The sequence below is a fragment of the Verrucomicrobiota bacterium genome (genome assembly GCA_016200005.1).
In the GTDB taxonomy this organism is placed as follows: domain Bacteria; phylum Verrucomicrobiota; class Verrucomicrobiia; order Limisphaerales; family PALSA-1396; genus PALSA-1396.
Genome location: JACQFP010000052.1, coordinates 1 through 16,187, shown reverse-complemented (window position 1 = coordinate 16,187; position 16,187 = coordinate 1). Strand labels below are relative to the sequence as shown.

The 16,187-nt window shown below is 56.7% G+C and carries 15 protein-coding genes and 1 tRNA gene; 7 read left to right on the top strand and 9 right to left on the bottom strand.

The annotated features are described in order from the left end of the window. The first annotated feature begins 160 nt into the window (after positions 1-160). From HY298_18665 to HY298_18635, 7 genes are all read left to right on the top strand, one after another. Positions 161-349: a hypothetical protein gene (locus HY298_18665; protein MBI3852282.1), complete on the top strand. Its 189-nt coding sequence runs from the start codon at positions 161-163 to the stop codon at positions 347-349. 157 nt (positions 350-506) lie between these two features. After that, positions 507-713: a hypothetical protein gene (locus HY298_18660; GenBank protein ID MBI3852281.1), complete on the top strand. Its 207-nt coding sequence runs from the start codon at positions 507-509 to the stop codon at positions 711-713. A gap of 172 nt (positions 714-885) precedes the next feature. Continuing rightward, positions 886-2,073, top strand: coding sequence for a DUF1080 domain-containing protein (locus tag HY298_18655; protein ID MBI3852280.1), 1,188 nt, complete (start codon positions 886-888; stop codon positions 2,071-2,073). Between the two features lie 389 nt (positions 2,074-2,462). After that, positions 2,463-3,446 carry a PmoA family protein gene (locus HY298_18650; GenBank protein MBI3852279.1) on the top strand — a complete coding sequence of 328 codons (984 nt, stop codon included), beginning with the start codon at positions 2,463-2,465 and terminating at the stop codon, positions 3,444-3,446. 58 nt (positions 3,447-3,504) lie between these two features. Next, positions 3,505-4,947, top strand: coding sequence for a Gfo/Idh/MocA family oxidoreductase (locus HY298_18645; protein ID MBI3852278.1), 1,443 nt, complete (start codon positions 3,505-3,507; stop codon positions 4,945-4,947). A 52-nt stretch (positions 4,948-4,999) separates the two neighbouring features. Beyond that, complete coding sequence (locus HY298_18640; GenBank protein MBI3852277.1) at positions 5,000-6,430, top strand: Gfo/Idh/MocA family oxidoreductase; 1,431 nt, start codon at positions 5,000-5,002, stop codon at positions 6,428-6,430. Positions 6,431-6,452: 22 nt separating this feature from the next. Continuing rightward, positions 6,453-7,178, top strand: a complete 726-nt coding sequence (locus tag HY298_18635) for a hypothetical protein (GenBank protein MBI3852276.1) — start codon at positions 6,453-6,455, stop codon at positions 7,176-7,178. Positions 7,179-7,222: 44 nt separating this feature from the next. Here HY298_18635 and HY298_18630 read toward each other — a convergent pair whose 3' ends face one another. From HY298_18630 to HY298_18590, 9 genes are all read right to left on the bottom strand, one after another. Continuing rightward, positions 7,223-8,308, bottom strand: coding sequence for a hypothetical protein (locus HY298_18630; protein MBI3852275.1), 1,086 nt, complete (start codon positions 8,306-8,308; stop codon positions 7,223-7,225). 481 nt (positions 8,309-8,789) lie between these two features. Next, on the bottom strand, positions 8,790-9,698 hold the full coding sequence (locus HY298_18625; protein ID MBI3852274.1) for a hypothetical protein: 909 nt from the start codon (positions 9,696-9,698) through the stop codon (positions 8,790-8,792). Between the two features lie 68 nt (positions 9,699-9,766). Next, positions 9,767-10,039, bottom strand: a complete 273-nt coding sequence (locus tag HY298_18620; GenBank protein ID MBI3852273.1) for a hypothetical protein — start codon at positions 10,037-10,039, stop codon at positions 9,767-9,769. A 71-nt stretch (positions 10,040-10,110) separates the two neighbouring features. Continuing rightward, positions 10,111-11,319 (bottom strand): lipid-binding SYLF domain-containing protein, encoded by a 1,209-nt coding sequence (locus HY298_18615; GenBank protein MBI3852272.1) that lies wholly within the window; start codon positions 11,317-11,319, stop codon positions 10,111-10,113. Positions 11,320-11,425: 106 nt separating this feature from the next. Beyond that, positions 11,426-11,500, bottom strand: a tRNA-Thr gene (locus tag HY298_18610). Between the two features lie 83 nt (positions 11,501-11,583). Next, positions 11,584-12,414, bottom strand: coding sequence for a deoxyribonuclease IV (locus HY298_18605; protein ID MBI3852271.1), 831 nt, complete (start codon positions 12,412-12,414; stop codon positions 11,584-11,586). 67 nt (positions 12,415-12,481) lie between these two features. Then, positions 12,482-13,690, bottom strand: a complete 1,209-nt coding sequence (locus HY298_18600) for a 2-oxo acid dehydrogenase subunit E2 (GenBank protein ID MBI3852270.1) — start codon at positions 13,688-13,690, stop codon at positions 12,482-12,484. A gap of 96 nt (positions 13,691-13,786) precedes the next feature. Beyond that, the gene (locus HY298_18595) at positions 13,787-14,752 is read right to left on the bottom strand and encodes an alpha-ketoacid dehydrogenase subunit beta (GenBank protein MBI3852269.1); all 966 of its coding nucleotides are present in this window, start codon (positions 14,750-14,752) and stop codon (positions 13,787-13,789) included. Positions 14,753-14,766: 14 nt separating this feature from the next. Continuing rightward, positions 14,767-15,741: a thiamine pyrophosphate-dependent dehydrogenase E1 component subunit alpha gene (locus tag HY298_18590; GenBank protein MBI3852268.1), complete on the bottom strand. Its 975-nt coding sequence runs from the start codon at positions 15,739-15,741 to the stop codon at positions 14,767-14,769. Positions 15,742-16,187: the final 446 nt, after the last annotated feature.

The following is a 16,187-nucleotide window of genomic DNA, read 5'->3' as shown; positions in this document are numbered from 1 at the left end:
GGTTGTGCCGCCATCGTGTGATGGCAGCAGGTTTTTTTGTCCCCCTCAGGATGCCTTTTTTCCACCCCCCGCCGTCCACAACTTTTGGAAATTTCTCGGCAGTGACCAGTTGTTGCCTCTGTTCACCGGCAAGCGCGGTGCGAGAGTTTCACGGAGCGATTTGCGCTTTCAGTTAGAGGAGAGCGATGACCACAAGCACAAGGCGTTCTTCAATCTTTTCCTGACAGATTATTCGGACGAGGAGATTGAGAGGATCAAGTCGCTGGGTTACAAGCATGAGCACAGCGCCTCACTTTACGGAGAGTTTCACACTTTCCACACACCTGATGGCGGAACGTTCGTGATATGACGATTGTGACACCAACCAGAGCGCTCAAGCGCCTATGAGGGTTGTCGAGAGGGTCGGGGATTTCCGCCAGGTCTTTTCGGGTGAGGTGTTGGCCGCGCGGAGAGCGTCCCCGGCGGCGGTCGTTGAGCATGGGCGTTGATGCCAACACTGAGTATTCATGTTCTACTTCATCTACCTCATCGCTATGATTGCTTGGGTCGGGGGAGTGATTATTTCGTTCTACAACGGAAACAGAAAACTCCCGCTCATCGTGCTGCTGCTCGGCATCGGATTAATGTGCGCACCGTTCGGCGTGTGGAAACTTGCCGGGATCGCATTACTGGCGGCTATCATCTGGATAGCTAACAAGGCGGATATGGGATGACGATGAAAACTAACCCGCCCAACCAGCGCTCTCCAATTGATTTACTAAGCCCCTCACGAGTTGGATTCCGCAAGTAGGACGTTTGCTTCGGGAAAGATGATCTCCCTTCAAATCAGGACACCGCCGGTTAGTCTTGTAATTTTCCCGCCAAGATGTTTTGTAGCGACCGAACATGCGCACACGCCTCGCTCAACTCAAATCTTCACGAGTTACCGCAGGCCTGTTGATCCTTATCCTTTTATCGAGGTGCATTGGTGCGCTACGCGCCGCCGAAGAACTCAAACCGATCTATAACGGCAGGACGCTGGATGGTTGGGTGACGCGCGGCGGCGCGAATTTTGAAGTGGAGGACGGCATGATCGTCGGCAAGAGCGACAAAGGGGGCCACGGTTGGCTGTGCAGCAAACAGAATTACGGCGATTTTATTTTAGAACTGGAAGTCAAACTTGAATCCGGCAACTCCGGCGTCCAGATTCGCAGCCACATCAACGACAAGGACGTGATGGTGGGTTATCAGATTGAAGTGGACCGTTCAGCTCGCGCGTGGTCGGGCGGGTTATACGAGCAGGGACGGCGCAAATGGCTGCAAGATCTTGCGGACAACGGACCCGCGGGCAAAGCATTCAAACCCGATGAGTGGAACAAGTATCGCATTGTCTGCATCGGCGATTCGATTAAGTCCTGGGTCAATGGCGTGCCGGCCACCGATTATGTTGATTCCATGGACCTCGACGGGCTGATCGCCTTACAGGTGCATTCCGGCAAGAACACCAAGGTGCGCTTTCGGAACATCCGCCTGCAGGACTTGGGCCAGCACACCTGGGAGCGAATCTGGGACGGGAAGACGTCCGATGGTTGGCATCCCATCGGCAGAGGCGACTGGAAAATTGCCGATGGCGTCATCAACGGCAGACACGCGCAGAGCGAGAAGGAATTTGGCCACCTGGTGACGGACGCCATTTACAAGGATTTCACCGTGCGGTTGAAATACAAAGCGGTGAAGGGCAACAGCGGACTTTATTTTCGCATCGAAGAAAAAGGCTTCAGCGGCGTTTCCGGTTTTCAGGCCGAGATCGATCCAGAAAAAGACGCCGGCGGACTTTACGAAACGAATGGGCGTGCCTGGGTTTCGCAACCGAAACCCGATGACGTTAAGAAATGGTATCGCGCGAACCAGTGGAACACAATGACGGTCTCGGCCCAGGGCCGGCGGATTGTGGTGAATGTGAACGGCTTTCGCACCGCCGAATTACGCGATGATCCCGGACGCACGGAAGGGAAACTGGCCCTGCAACTTCACGGCGGTCAGGACGTGGAAGTGTATTTCAAGGACATCGAGTTGCTCGACAAAGCGAAGTAAGAAGTCACCGCGAGTCCGCTGGCGCAAGGAGCGCGGACTTCAGTCCGCTTCGATGTGGTTCACGGCTTGGTGTTTGATGCCCGTTGGTTGCGATCGAGTTGAAGCCGAATTTAATTCCGCGCCGCTGACGCGCTTCAGTGCGTTCCCAACGGCATCGCTGGCAATATTGTTTTCCAGAGTTAATTCCCGGCTTGCCCCTCACCCCATCCCTCTCCCCATCCGATGGGGAGAGGGTGGTCGAAGACCGGGTGAGGGGTCTGGGTGTTTCTAGCGGGAAATTTATTTGGGCAACCGCTCTAAAGGAACAATCGTGCGGCCCGGCGCGGTCTGGACGCAGGCTTGTATTTTTGATTGACCGTCCGCTGCACTCTTCTAAAGTTCACTTCACCATGAATCACAAAATCGTTTCTTTTGGCGTTTTCCTGTTATTGGTTAACGGTTGGGCGTTTGGCGCGGAAAAATCTTCTTCGGCGGCTGATACCGATGCCGTCAAACTCACTAAACTGGATGGCAGGGTAAAAGTGGAAATCGGCGGCAAACTTTTCACCGAATATCATTTCAAGGATGTCTCGCGCCCCTTCCTTTATCCCATCATCGGGCCGGGTGAAAGCAAGATGACCCGCAACTGGCCGATGCAGGAGGTCGAGAACGAGGAACGCGACCATCCGCATCATCGCTCACTCTGGTACGCGCACGGCAATGTCAACGGCCAGGATTTCTGGTCGGAAAGCCCCAAGGCCGGCAAGACCGTCCACGAAAAATTCGTTGAAGTCAGCTCCGGCAAGAAGTCCGGCGTGATCCATTCACAAAACAAATGGGTAGCCAAGGACGGCACTGTTGTCGCCACTGATGACCGCACAATTCGATTCTCCGGCAATGCCAAGCAGCAAATCATCGATTACGACGTCACCATTCACGCCTCGAATGGCGAGGTGAAAATGGAAGACACCAAGGAAGGCACGATGGCCATTCGCCTCGCTGAGACCATGCGGCTGACCCACAACAAATTCAACAAGGGCAAGCCAACCGGCCACATCGTCAACAGCGAAGGCGTGCGTGATGGGCAAACCTGGGGCAAACGCGCCGCGTGGTGCGACTACTACGGGCCGGTGAACGATAAGATTGTTGGCGTCGCCATGTTCGATCACCCCAAGAACCCGCAGCATCCAACCTGGTGGCATGTGCGTGACTACGGTTTGTTCGCTGCCAACCCGTATGGCGTCCATGATTTTGAGAAGAAGCCACCCGGCGCAGGGGAGTATGTCATCCCCGCCGGCAAGAGCGTGACTTACCGCTACCGCTTCGTTTTCCACGAAGGCGATGAGAAGCAGGCGGGCATCGCCGACCTTTACAAAAAATATGCTGGGGAATGAGGGTTGAAACGAATTCTGAATATACAAACGCTTTCCTTGTCAAATAACCATTAACACTATGAAAAGAATCAATCGCCGAAGTTTTCTCAAAAATTCCCTTCTCACCGGCGCCGCGCTGAGTCTGCCCGTCCGTTCCTGGGCGCAAGTTCGCGGTGCCAATGATGATATCCGCGTCGCCATCGTCGGGTTTCATGGGCAGGGCCATTCCGATCTCAACGATTTCCGTAAAGTTCCCGGCGTGCGCGTCGTCGCGCTTTGTGATGTGGATAGCAGCGTCCTGGACCGGGTCGCCAAGGAATGTGCTGACAAGAATGAAAAGGTGGAGACTTACAAGGACGTCCGCAAATTACTCGAGAACAAAGACATTGATGCGATTTCCACCGCCACACCCAACCATTGGCACGCGCTCATTTCAATCTGGGCCGTTCAGGCGGGCAAGGATGTCTATGTTCAGAAGCCCGTTTCACATAACGTCAGCGAAGGTCGCCGGATCGTCGAAGCCGCGCGCAAGTATGGAAAGATCGTGCAGACGGGTACGCAAAGCCGTTCCAGCTCGGGCATCCGTGAAGCCGTGGAATGGGTTCAGGCGGGCAACCTCGGCAAAATCCTCATTTCGCGTGGCCTCTGCTATAAGCCGCGCGGCAGCATCGGAAAAGTCAGCGGCCCGACCCCGATTCCGCCCAACATCGACTACGATTTGTGGTGTGGTCCGGCCGAAAAACTGCCGCTCATGCGCAAGAATCTGCATTACGACTGGCACTGGGTCTGGAACACTGGTAACGGCGACATTGGCAACCAGGGCATCCACGAGATGGACGTGGCGCGCTGGTTCCTCGGCGAGCAGGAACTCTCCCCCCGCATCTTCAGCGTCGGTGGCCGGCTCGGTTATGTTGACGACGGCGAAACTCCCAACACGCTGATGATTTATCATGACTACGCCAAGGCCCCGCTGATTTTTGAAGTTCGCGGACTGCCGGAGAAAGCAGGCTCGAAAGACATGGACAATTACCAGGGCGCTCGTATTGGTATTGTCATCGAATGCGAGCATGGCCACGTGCTGGTGCCCAGTTACTCCAGCGCCATCGCCTTCGACAAGGAAGGCAAGCAGATCAAAAAATTTGAAGGCAGCCAGAACCACAAGATCAGTTTCATCAAGGCCGTGCGCAGCCGCAACATCAGCGATTTGACCGCCGACATCCTGCAGGGCCACCTGTCCAGCGCCCTGTGTCATACCGGCAATGATTCGCATCGCCTTGGCAAGCTGAGTTCGCCTGATGAAATTCGCGAAACGATCAAAGGCGACAAGGAAGCCATGGCAACCTTCAACCGCATGGCCGACCATCTCGCGAAGAACGAAGTGGATTTGAACATCAACAAACTGACCTTGGGCACATTCCTGAAGATGGACCCCAAGACCGAAACCTTCATCGGAAATCCCAAAGCCAACGAATTGCTCACCCGGCATTATCGCAAACCGTTTGTCGTGCCGGAAAAAGTCTAACCTGCAACATGCGCTCAGCCGGTCTCAAGAACCGGCGGCGCCACCTTCTGATATGAAAACCATCTCTCGCCGTAGTTTTCTTAAGAACTCCGTCGTCACCACTGCCGCCCTGAGTCTGCCAGTCCATTCGTGGGCGCGGGTCATCGGCGCCAACGACGACATCCGCATCGCTGTCATCGGGTTCAATGGCCGCGGCAAAAGTCACATCGAAGGTTTTCGCAAATTGCCCGGCGTGCGCGTCGTCGCATTGTGTGATGCCGACCGCGCCGTGCTCGAACAGGAGGCAAAAAAATTCCGGGATCGCAACGAGCCGATCGAAACCTCCACCGATTTCCGAAAACTTTTGGAGAACAAGGATATTGACGCCATTTCGACTGCGACACCCAACCACTGGCATGCGTTGATTTCCATCTGGGCCTGTCAGGCGGGCAAGGATGTCTATGTGGAAAAACCCGTTTCCCACAACGTCTCGGAAGGACGTCGGATCGTCGAAGCCGCGCGCAAATACGACCGCATTGTTCAGACTGGAACACAGAGCCGGTCCCGCACCGACCTCGCCGCCGCCATCGAATGGGTGCAGGCCGGCAATCTCGGCAAGATCAACATCTCACGCGGGCTTTGCTACAAGCGTCGCAAGAGCATTGGCAAGACTGTCGGCCCGCAACCGATTCCCAAGTCGGTCGATTACGATCTTTGGACCGGTCCCGCGCCGATGGGACCGCTCCGGCGGACGCGACTGCACTACGACTGGCATTGGGTCTGGCCGACCGGCAACGGCGACCTCGGCAACCAGGGCATTCATCAAATGGACATCGCTCGCTGGGCGCTCGGCAAGTCCGAACTATCGCCGAAAGTCCTGAGTATTGGCGGACGACTTGGTTACGATGACGACGGGACAGTTGCCAACACACAGATGGTTGTTCACGACTACGGCGATTCGCTTTTGATCTTCGAAGTGCGCGGGCTGGCTTCCAGTTTGAGCGCCGAGCAGATGGACAAATATCGCGGCGAGGGAGTTGGAACAGTGGTCGAGTGCGAGCACGGCTATCTGGCGGACGCGACGGCCTACGACAAGGAAGGAAAGCAGATCAAGACGTTCTCCGGTCATGGAGAGGATCACTTTGCCAATTTCATCAAGGCCATGCGCAGCCGCAAAGTGACCGATCTGAATGCGGATATTTTGCAAGGTCACCTTTCCAGTGCGTTGTGCCACACGGGCAACATTTCCTATCAACTCGGCCAACAAGCGAACCCTGGCGAAATCCACGAAGCGATCAAGACTGACAAAGCCGCGCTCGAAACGTTGGGTCGGATGGAGGAACATCTGGCCTCCAACGGCGTTGATCTGCGCAAGACCAAACTCACGTTGGGCGTGCCCCTCAAGATGGACGGCAAAAAGGAGCGCTTTATCGACAACTCGAAAGCCAATGCGATGTTGACCCGCGATTATCGCGCACCCTTTGTCGTTCCGGAAAAAGTTTAACGGGCGCTCAGGAACCACGAAAATGTTTTCCCGCCACTTCCTGCCCGGGATAATTGCTGTCACTCTCGCGGTCACCGGCTTCGCAGCCGACCACTCTCCCGCACTGCCTGTCGGCTACAAGCTGCTTTACGAACAGAAATTCGAGCAGCCATCCGCGCTTCAGGACTTTGTCATGACCGATGCAAAGGCTTGGAAGTTATCCAAGGACGGAAATACTTCCGCACTCGAACTGGTTTCGCAAAGCAACTACAAACCAGCCGTCCGCTCACCCGTCAACATCGCGCTGATTGCGGACAAGGTCTTCAGTGATTTTATTCTCGAGGCGGACCTGATCCAGACCGGCAAAGAGTATGGCCACCGGGACATGTGTCTTTTCTTCGGCTTTCAGGACCCGACGAAGTTTTATTACGCCCACATCGCGACGGCGGCGGATGATCACGCCCACAACATTTTTATCGTGAACGAAAAACCGCGCACCAAGATCGCCACGGAAACCACGAAAGGCGTGAATTGGGGCCTGGGCATCTGGCACAAGGTCCGGCTCGAACGCAAAGTCTCCGACGGTACCGTCAAAGTGTATTTCGACGACTTCAGCAAACCGATCATGGTGGCCGAGGACAAGACTTTTGGATCGGGCTACGTTGGTTTCGGTTCATTCGATGATACTGGCAAGATTGCCAACATCAAGGTTTGGGGTGCTGTCATGGATACCCGGAAGATTGGGTTCTTTTCGCGCGCGAGTGACTGATTCTGGTGCGGTGATTAAAATCAAGCCGACTGGTCGTGGATCAATCAGGGTACCCGCGCGCGCAAGAACGATGGCGCGCTTGAAGGGAGTGGGAGCGAAACCACCTGCGGATCGTTCGTCAACGTGATTGAGCTTACGAGCTGCCAATTGGTGGAGGTGAGTGTTGACACTTGTTGTATCTCGTGGAGGCGGCCCACGTCGCCACTGATGGTGAGCAGCAGGTTAGTTGTGCCCCGTGCCAACGTGAGCATTGGTCGGCGCGCCGCCACGGGATCATCGCTGAAATCCGGAATTCCGTCGTGATCGCTATCATTCACGTCGTCGATGGAGAGTTCCCACAGCCAATAGTCGGGGTCGGCCGTGTTTGGGTCACCATCATCAAACTGCACGTAGCCGTAGTAGTTTGTGAGCAGGCTCAAGTCGCGCAAGAAGAGGTCGTTGGCGAACGTGAGCATTTGAGTCGCAGCATTGGTCCATCCGCCGGCCTGGAGCGTCAGTCTGTTGAATCGATTGGTGGCCACCTTTACAAACGCGACCGGGCCTTGGAATTGGTTCGCGGGATTACCGGTTTGCGTCAAGTTTACGCTTCCAGATACGGCATTCGAGCCGGGCGTGTAAGTCAGCGGACCGGTGTATTCAATCAGCTCGAACGTGTGACTATAATCACCCAACGTCCCAAAAATATCGTCCTCCAAAGTGATGACGCAGGTGCCATCCTTGGAGCCGGCAGCGCGGTTCCAGGTGGCCGTTACCGTGCCGCTTTCGCTTCCGGTATACTCACCGGACGTTACTTCGCCACTCACTCCTTGCGAGACCTCAAAAAAGTCGGGGAACCCGTTGCCGTTTGCGTCAGCGGTCAGGGGCACATCGAGGTACATCGTCCCCTCAATCGGAGCACCGAAGTAGTACGCAATGAAACCGCTGTAATGAGAACGAGCGCCAAACCAGGGTGCCAACTCGCCATTGGGTGTTCCGGAGATGGTGCTGAAATCCTCCGTATCTGACCCGTCATGACCCTGCTGGAACCGAAGCGACCAGCAATACAGTCTCGCCTGTGCCGTCTGCGCGCCACGACCCATCGTTGGAAGGAGACAAAACCCCATGGCGGCTAACATCAGAAGTCTTTTCATACCTGCTCTTGGTGCGTAGTAGTGATTGAATAATCTGACCCCGGTGACTGTCAATGGTAATCTGGCCAAGCCAAATCCGGAAGGCACGCGAGAGTCGCGCGCGAAGCGAGACGGGACAGTTATCATGCCCGTTTGCGAATGCTGTTCCTTCCTCTGAGCGAGCAGGCAAGGGTGACGGCGCACCAACTTTTGATTACGGAACGATTCAGGTGGAAAAGCTGAGCGCGACCGTGCCGGTTGCTGCCATCGGCGTCCCGCCGATGGCTCTTGGCGGCTCGAACGCCGAAGTAAACGTCGAGTTGCACTTGGCTGCCAGATGGTCGGCGGGACGCCGACCACTGCTGCGACTCTGGATAAATTTCAGGTTCCCAAACGAGAACGCGCTGAGGAGCTTGCTTTTGTCGAAAGCACGAGAGCCAACATCGTTGAAAAATAAACTCAGGCAAAACGCCGAAGTCGTGGAGGTTTCCCATCTTGACTGTCAACGCCTACGACCAGAAGTTCCGCCGCCATGATGGATAGAAGCGAAGCCGCCGCTGTGTCGCACCGAGGAATAGCCCCCACGGAAACCGCCAAGGCGCGAAGCAGCGAATCCACCACCGAACCGCGGAGAGGAGACGCCTGCACGAAATCCTCCAGACCCCGCATAACTGCCTCGGTAGCCAAAGCCGGAATTGAAAGAACGATAGCCATAGCGCGGATAACAGGAACGATAACCATACTGCGCATAGGAGGCTCCGTAACCGTAGCGTGGATAACAGGATCGGTAGCCGTAGTACGGATAGCACGAACGGTAGCCATAGTACGGATAGCAGGACCGGTAGCTGAAGTAAGGATAGTAATAAAAGGATGAGTAAAAATAAGGGCTGACGTAGCTGTAGCTCGGATAAGCGGCGTACGAATAATCCGGATATGCAGGTGGCACAGCCGGAGCATAATTGGCCGTCGGAGCATAAGCGCCGCTCGCTGGGGCAGGTTGCGCGGACGGACTTGGGCTGGGCGGCTGCGATTGCGCCATCCTCGACCGCAACTCTCCACCGTGTTGAAGCAATGCGGCAAGGATCTCCTCGGAAACACCGCGCTGGTGCAGCGCAATGATTTCATCGGCGTTGGGACGATAAGCAACAGGCGAGTTGTCGATGTAAGCTTTGATGACGTCCTTGGCCACGCCGGCATCCACCATTTTCAAAATCTCCGCGATGCCGGCGGAGTGACTGGTCGTATTAATCGTCGATGACGAGGTGCTCGAAGCGGCAGCGATCAGCGCGCCTTGTGTGGACGCGGCCACACCCAACATGGTGGCCATGAGCGCCGTGGCGACGCGCAAGTCTGCGAATCGGCGGGGTTTTCCAACCCCGCATCGCATCAGCATTTCAACCGCGTTTGACATTTCTCAGGTCTGGCTTTCATCGACACTATTAACCCTGCGCCGCGTTTTTTCAAGTCGCAAGCACAACATTATTCAAGGTCCTTGATCTCCACCTCAATGCCGCCAAGCCACCTGGCCAGGAAGTTGTAAAGCGCGGCGAAGATGACAAAAAACAGACCGCCGAAGACCGCCGTGACGAGCGGCATCAGGGCGTAAATGATGCCCATGATTCTGAACTGCTGGCTGCCGAAAACAATCAGCGGGATGCCGATGAGCGTGTAGATCAAACCCATCAAGAAACAGAGCACGGTGACGATCTTGCTGGATTGGAGGATGGAGATGCGGATCAATTGCTTTTTCATGGGCTGTTTTCGGCAGGGGGTTCCGGGCGCTTCCGACATTGGATTACTCCCGGCCAGGCTCCGGGCGGCTTTCATTTTTGTTTGTCCAACAAACTCAAGGCGCGCGCCACTTCGTCGTCAACATTTGAATTGCCGGTCTTGCGCGGAAAACGCGTGCGATACTCCTTCGCCCGCCTTAGGGTTTGAAGCGAATCGGGCTGACGTTCCGGCTGCGGGCTTGTGCCCACAGAAGCGCCGAGGTTTATCAGTGCGCCGTCAAGGCGCGTTTCCAACAAGGTGGTCGCTTCCGTTGTATGCCCGGCGCGAAGCCGCTCCAAAATGAGCAGCGTCGTTTGTGCATCGGCGGTGTAAACGCTGGCAAGCATGGCGGTCAAATAACCGTTCAGGTGGTTGAGGGCGTTGGTTTGTTTGCTCGCTTTCAAATCGGCCAGCAGCAGACGCAGTTGCTCGCCAGCCAGATCATTATGCGCAGCGGACGTCTGAACATTGGGAAGGGCGTCGGCGGTTTTTGCTTCATTGGTTTTCGCGGCCGGTGCAGCAGCGGCTTCCGTGGCTTTCACTTTTTGTCCAACCGGCGAAGTGGAGGCCGGGGTGCCAGCCGCGATGCCCGCAGGCTTTGCGCCGAAGATCCTTTGAGCCAGTTCGGACGCGGCTTCCGTGGACGGCATCTTCCTGTCGAACACGATGTCCTGAAGGGTCACCGCTTCCCCATAGTAAGCAAGATTCGCCTGCGGGTCAGCGGCTAGCAGTCCCGCTTTGAGGGCGACCCCGCCGTAGAGACCTTTGCGATCTTCATAAACCAACATGGCTTGTTCCTGTGAAGTGACGGTCGCATCCACCCCGCCACTGGAGTTGCCCGCCGTTCCCCGCGCCTCGCCCCCGAACTCAAACGTCGCCTCGTTCAAGCGGCGGGTGGCGTTGGTGGTCATGAGCAGAATCACGATGAAGGATTGTTGCGCGCCGACTTGAAAACCCAGGCTCGCTTCGGTGGCGCCGAGGAAGGCCGCGGGACTCCATTGTCCCGAGCGAGGGTCTTTGACCAGCGCGACACCACTGCCGCCTTGAAAGCCGAACAGGAAGCCGGCCTTGGTGCGGTCCAGCAGAATGATGCCTTCGGCCTTGCCGAGCATCTCGTCTGGAATGTGGCGGTCCGGTTTTTCCTGCATCTCGGCAAACTTGATGCCCAACCTGCGCAGGCGGTTGTCGAGTGTCGCCTTGTCAATTGCCAGTACCGAGGTGGCCATGCCCAGGAGCGTTAAACCAATGATGGCTGCTTTCATGACGCGCAGTATGCCGTACGGGAACGCTTTGCGTAAAGCACTTGAAAATGGATTTAAGTAATGGATCCATCTCCACGCGAATCCTGACCGCAGAAACGGTTCAAAATGGAGCCAGTTGTCGGACTCGAACCGACGACCGACGGTTTACAAAACCGTTGCTCTACCACTGAGCTAAACTGGCAAACCAACTGGTGGACATTACCGTATTCGGCAGAGGCGGATAAAGAATTTTCTGTTCAGGAAGATTGCCGCACTCAGCCGAGTTCAATTCTTCACCAACGACCGAAGTGTCGTCAGGTTCTCCACGTCCTCATGCAGGTCCTCTGACTTGGGCGTTTCCAAACAGCCGGGCAAATCCCGGAAGCGTTCATCGTTCACGATTTGACGGAATGCCTTGAGCCCAATCTTTCCCTGCCCGATTCCGGCGTGTCGGTCCACTCGCGAACCGAGATCGGTTTTGGAGTCGTTGAGATGAAACGCCAAGATTTCCCTCAGTCCGATAAGTGTCTCGACCTTCTTGATGGCCGCATTCCAACCTTTGAGTGTTCGCAGGTCGTAACCGGCGGCGAAGAAATGCGCCGTGTCGAGGCAAACTCCCAGTCGTTCCGACCACGTCACGTGCTCGAAAATGGCCGCAAGATGTCTGATTTCATGCCCCAGACAAGTCCCTTGTCCCGCGGTGTTCTCGAGCGCGATCCGAACTGGGGAAGACTTGGTGACCTGAAAAACTTCGTTCAAGCCGGCGACAATCTGTCGGAGTCCGGCTTCTTCGCCTGAGCCGAGGTGCGCTCCGGGATGCAACACGAGAAAGGGTAGGCCGAGGTCGGTGGCCAGATTGATCTCCTGGATCAGAGACTTGATTGAGTTGTCGCGGTTGGCGGACGCCGGTGCGCCGAGATTGATGAGGTATCCCGTGTGACCGAAAACGCAGGTGAGTCTGTTGGCCGCCAGTTCGTTCGCGTATCGCGCAAGGTCGGCAGGTGAATACGGTTTGCCGAACCACTGCATGTTGTTTTTGACGAAGAGTTGGACGACCTCGCAATTGATGCCGATGCCGCGTTGCAGAGCTTTCCAAACGCCGCCGCTCGTGGACATGTGGGCGCCGAATTTCAAGAAGTTTGAACAAAGGGTGTCCCGGGTCGAAAGCCGATGCGAGGCATGGCTATAATTTTTCGGGATGCGACAACAACTCGGCCACGCGGGTCAGCAAACGGCCGGCGGCGCCGCCGTCGAGCACGCGGTGATCGAAACTGAGCGTCAGGTTGGCTTCCATCACCGGCACGAATTGTCCCTTCGGCTCGTCCCAACTGGGCGCGCGGCGGCCGGCACCCAGACCCAGCACCAAGGTTTGTTCCGGCAGCGGAATCGGCGTGGCCCACATCAACCCGAAGGTGCCGAAGTTGGTCACCGTGGCAATGGACCCGCCCGTGGCATCCGGTGGCAACCGGCGTTGCCGCGCCAGTTCGAGTAGTTCGTTGTAACGCCCGACCAAGGCAGCCAACGTTTGTCCATCGGCCTTGCGAATCACGGGGACCAGCACGCCATCTTCCACTTCGACGGCGAAGCCGATGTCGATGGCGGAAGGGTGAACAATCTTGTTGCCGACCAGCCGGCCCGCGGGCGCGCTGTTTTCGGACAAGGCCAGCGCCAGGGCGCGCAATGCATAAAGCGTCGGTCCGGCCTTGGAATTCGAGGTTTTTCGGTGGGCCAGCAACGGATCGATGACGACCGACAACCCAGCCGTGGCCAACGGGCGGGTCCAACTGCGCCGCATGGCATCGGCCACCGCAACGCGCATGCTGGAAGCCGCGGTCAACTTGTGTTTTTCCAGGTTGGCCAGGAATTTTTCGAAATCCTGGATGGTCAGCCGTCCCGCCGCGCCACTCCCCGCGACGCCCGCCAGGTCGGCCGCGTGCAGCCCCAGTTCATTCATGCGCGCCTTCATCCGCGGGGACATGTAGCTCGCGCCAGATGCATGGGCAGGCACGGGCAGACCGCGAACGGTCGGTGCGACACCGGATGTTTTTTCGGTCATCACGGTTTTACCGTCGTTGCTCGACGCCGGTTCACCGTTTCCGGGTTCTTTCGCTGGCGTCAAATCTTCGAGGCCCAGACGAGCCGCCTCTTCCGGACTGGCTTCGAGATAGCCAAGCACGGAATCGACCGCATAACTCTCGTTGAGTTTCACGAGCAACTTCTGGACGCGACCGGAACAAGGCGACGAAACATTCATTGTGGCCTTGTTGGTTTCAACTTCCATGACGCTTTGGTCCGCCTGGACCGTGTCGCCAACTTTCACCAAGAGATTGACGACCGTCGCCTCGGCGATCGATTCGCCGAGTTGCGGCATGATGATGGGAATCTGAGGCATGGCAGAATTAAAAATGAAAAATGAAAAATGAAAAATGCCCGAACAGCCTCGGCACGCCGCCCAGCGCCCCATTTTGAATTTTGAATTTTGAATTTTTCATTGTCTTAAGAGTTTGCGCGCGGCCACGGCAATACTGCGGGCGGTGGGCCGATGCACCGTCCATAAGTTCGGATGGTAAGGAACGGGTGTGTCCTTGGCGTTGAGCCGTTGCGGCGGCGCGTCCAGCAGGTCAAAACCTTCGCTGGCTACTCGCGCAATCACTTCCGCAGTGACCCCACCCCAGGGAAACGCCTCACCCACGCAAAGCAAGCGTCCCGTGCGCGCCACGGAGGCCATGACGGTATCGGTGTCCAGCGGTTTGACCGATCGCAGATCAACCACTTCAATCTCCGTTCCTTCCGCAGCGAGTTCATCCGCCACCGCCAACGCTTCATGCACCATGGCGCTGTAAGCCACGATGGTCATATCTCTTCCCGAGCGTGCGATCCGCGCTTTGCCCGTGGGCATCGCTTCCGTGGGGAGCTGGTCGGCTTTCAAATGGTAATAAAGGTATTTGTGTTCGCAAAAGATGACGGGGTCGTCAATCGCCACCGCTTCCAACAACATGCTGTAGGCGTCTTCCACCGTGGCCGGCGTCATCACAATCAGCCCGGGGTAGTGCGCATAAATCGCTTCCATGCTCTGACTGTGAAACGGGCCGCTGCCGGAGGTGCCGCCGGACGGCAGCCGGATGGTGATGGGGCAAGGAACCTGGGTTCGCCAATGGAAGGCGGCCGCGTGATTGATGATCTGGTTGAACCCGACCGTGGAGAAATCGGCGAATTGCATTTCGATGATCGGTCGCATTCCTTCAATCGCCGCGCCAATGGCCGCGCCGACAATCGCATCTTCGCTGATGGGAGCATCAATCACGCGACCCGGAAATTCCTGCGCCAGATTTTTTGTCGCCTTGAACGCGCCGCCAAACGCGCCGACATCCTGGCCGTAGATGAAGACGCGCGGGTCGTCGGCCAGCGCGCGTTGCTGCGCGAGTCGAATTGCTTCCAGATAGGTGATGCTCATCAAAGGGGTGACTCTCAAGTGTCTTCCGGTTCAGGCGTGTCTGCTCCGTGGCCTTCCACCAGATGTCTTGAGGCCAGCGCGCACCAGTTTTCCTTGTACGGGTCGGGCGTGGGTTCGCGCTGCGCTTTGGCGACCGCTTCCTCGACTTTCTGGGTGGCTTCATTGCGCCAGACGACCAGGGTTTCCCGCTCCACCCAGTTTTGTTGCAACAAGTATTCTTCCGCAACTTTCAAACAATCGCGGCCCATCGTTGACTGCTTCAATTTGAGATCCACGTAGCCTGCATCATCATGTTCGCCGTGGCCGCAAAGGCGCAGCAGGCGGGCGACCACCAGTTGCGGCCCGCGTCCGGCGCGGGCGTTGGCCACCGCTTCACCTACGGTTTCGAGGCACGCTGTCAAGTCCGTTCCGTCCAGAGAGTGACCTTCGACTCCGTAACCCGCCGCCCGATCCACGAGCGAGCGACAGGCAAATTGCCGCGCACTGGGAGTGGAATAAGCATATTGGTTGTTGGCGACGATCAGCACGAGCGGCAGTTTTTCAACCGCCGCCTGGTTGAGTCCTTCATGAAAGGCACCGGTGGAGGTGCCGCCTTCGCCGAGGCAGGTCGCGCCGACGACGCCCGTGACACCTTTGAAGCGGCGCGCCAGCAACATCCCGTTGACCACCGGTATCATGGCGCCCAGATGACTGATCATGGGCAGATAGCCTTCCTTGGGCCGGCCGCGGTGAACATTGCCGTCGCGTCCGCGCATCGGCCCCAGCACCGAGCCGAGGTAAGTGCGCGCCGCGTCCACCGCAGATTCGCCAAAGGCCAGCCGCCCCGCTTGATCCCGAATGAGCGGCGCAAAAATATCCCCTTTTCGCAACGATTGGCCGACGGCGACGCTGAGAGCTTCCTGTCCGCGTCCAATAAAGACGCCGCCGTGGATTTTGCCGGCGCGGTAAAGGCTGGCAAATTTTTCATCCAGAATCCGTCCTAGCAACATCCAGCGGTAGGCGCGCTGATAGGCCTCGCGATTGGACGATACCTCGCCCTTGGCCGGGCTGCTGGCAACCATCGGAATCATGTGCGGAAATTTTATGCGCCTTTCCCTGTTTCGCGCAATAATTCTTTGACCCAAAGACGGCGGGGGCAGCGCGTCTGCAGCCTCCCACTTCACCACTTGCCATCATGCTGGCGGCACGAGATGATTGCAGCATGCGAAAAATTTCTTGTTCGCCATGTTTTTCGGGTGAAGGCTTTTTGGACTGAAGAACTCGACGGGAAGGATTATTTTTAATCGTAACATTTGCCAGCGGACATGCATCCTCAGTTAGAAGCTATTGATGGATAAATGCTAAGTAGATTTGTCGGGACATCCGCTGCAAGACTTTTTAAGCTCGTGGGCATGAGTAAAAAAACGCAGCCCAAGCCCACGGCATCCGAGCAAAT

Excerpts from the sequence above, each read along its gene's own strand:
- HY298_18640 (MBI3852277.1), top strand. The coding sequence starts at position 5,000 with ATGAAAACCATCTCTCGCCGTAGTTTTCTTAAGAACTCCGTCGTCACC.
- HY298_18605 (MBI3852271.1), bottom strand. The coding sequence starts at position 12,414 with ATGTCCACGAGCGGCGGCGTTTGGAAAGCTCTGCAACGCGGCATCGGC.
- HY298_18615 (MBI3852272.1), bottom strand. The coding sequence starts at position 11,319 with ATGAAAGCAGCCATCATTGGTTTAACGCTCCTGGGCATGGCCACCTCG.
- HY298_18645 (MBI3852278.1), top strand. The coding sequence starts at position 3,505 with ATGAAAAGAATCAATCGCCGAAGTTTTCTCAAAAATTCCCTTCTCACC.
- HY298_18635 (MBI3852276.1), top strand. The coding sequence starts at position 6,453 with ATGTTTTCCCGCCACTTCCTGCCCGGGATAATTGCTGTCACTCTCGCG.
- HY298_18625 (MBI3852274.1), bottom strand. The coding sequence starts at position 9,698 with ATGTCAAACGCGGTTGAAATGCTGATGCGATGCGGGGTTGGAAAACCC.
- HY298_18590 (MBI3852268.1), bottom strand. The coding sequence starts at position 15,741 with ATGTTGCTAGGACGGATTCTGGATGAAAAATTTGCCAGCCTTTACCGC.
- HY298_18620 (MBI3852273.1), bottom strand. The coding sequence starts at position 10,039 with ATGAAAAAGCAATTGATCCGCATCTCCATCCTCCAATCCAGCAAGATC.
- HY298_18650 (MBI3852279.1), top strand. The coding sequence starts at position 2,463 with ATGAATCACAAAATCGTTTCTTTTGGCGTTTTCCTGTTATTGGTTAAC.
- HY298_18660 (MBI3852281.1), top strand. The coding sequence starts at position 507 with ATGTTCTACTTCATCTACCTCATCGCTATGATTGCTTGGGTCGGGGGA.
- HY298_18630 (MBI3852275.1), bottom strand. The coding sequence starts at position 8,308 with ATGAAAAGACTTCTGATGTTAGCCGCCATGGGGTTTTGTCTCCTTCCA.
- HY298_18600 (MBI3852270.1), bottom strand. The coding sequence starts at position 13,690 with ATGCCTCAGATTCCCATCATCATGCCGCAACTCGGCGAATCGATCGCC.
- HY298_18655 (MBI3852280.1), top strand. The coding sequence starts at position 886 with ATGCGCACACGCCTCGCTCAACTCAAATCTTCACGAGTTACCGCAGGC.
- HY298_18595 (MBI3852269.1), bottom strand. The coding sequence starts at position 14,752 with ATGAGCATCACCTATCTGGAAGCAATTCGACTCGCGCAGCAACGCGCG.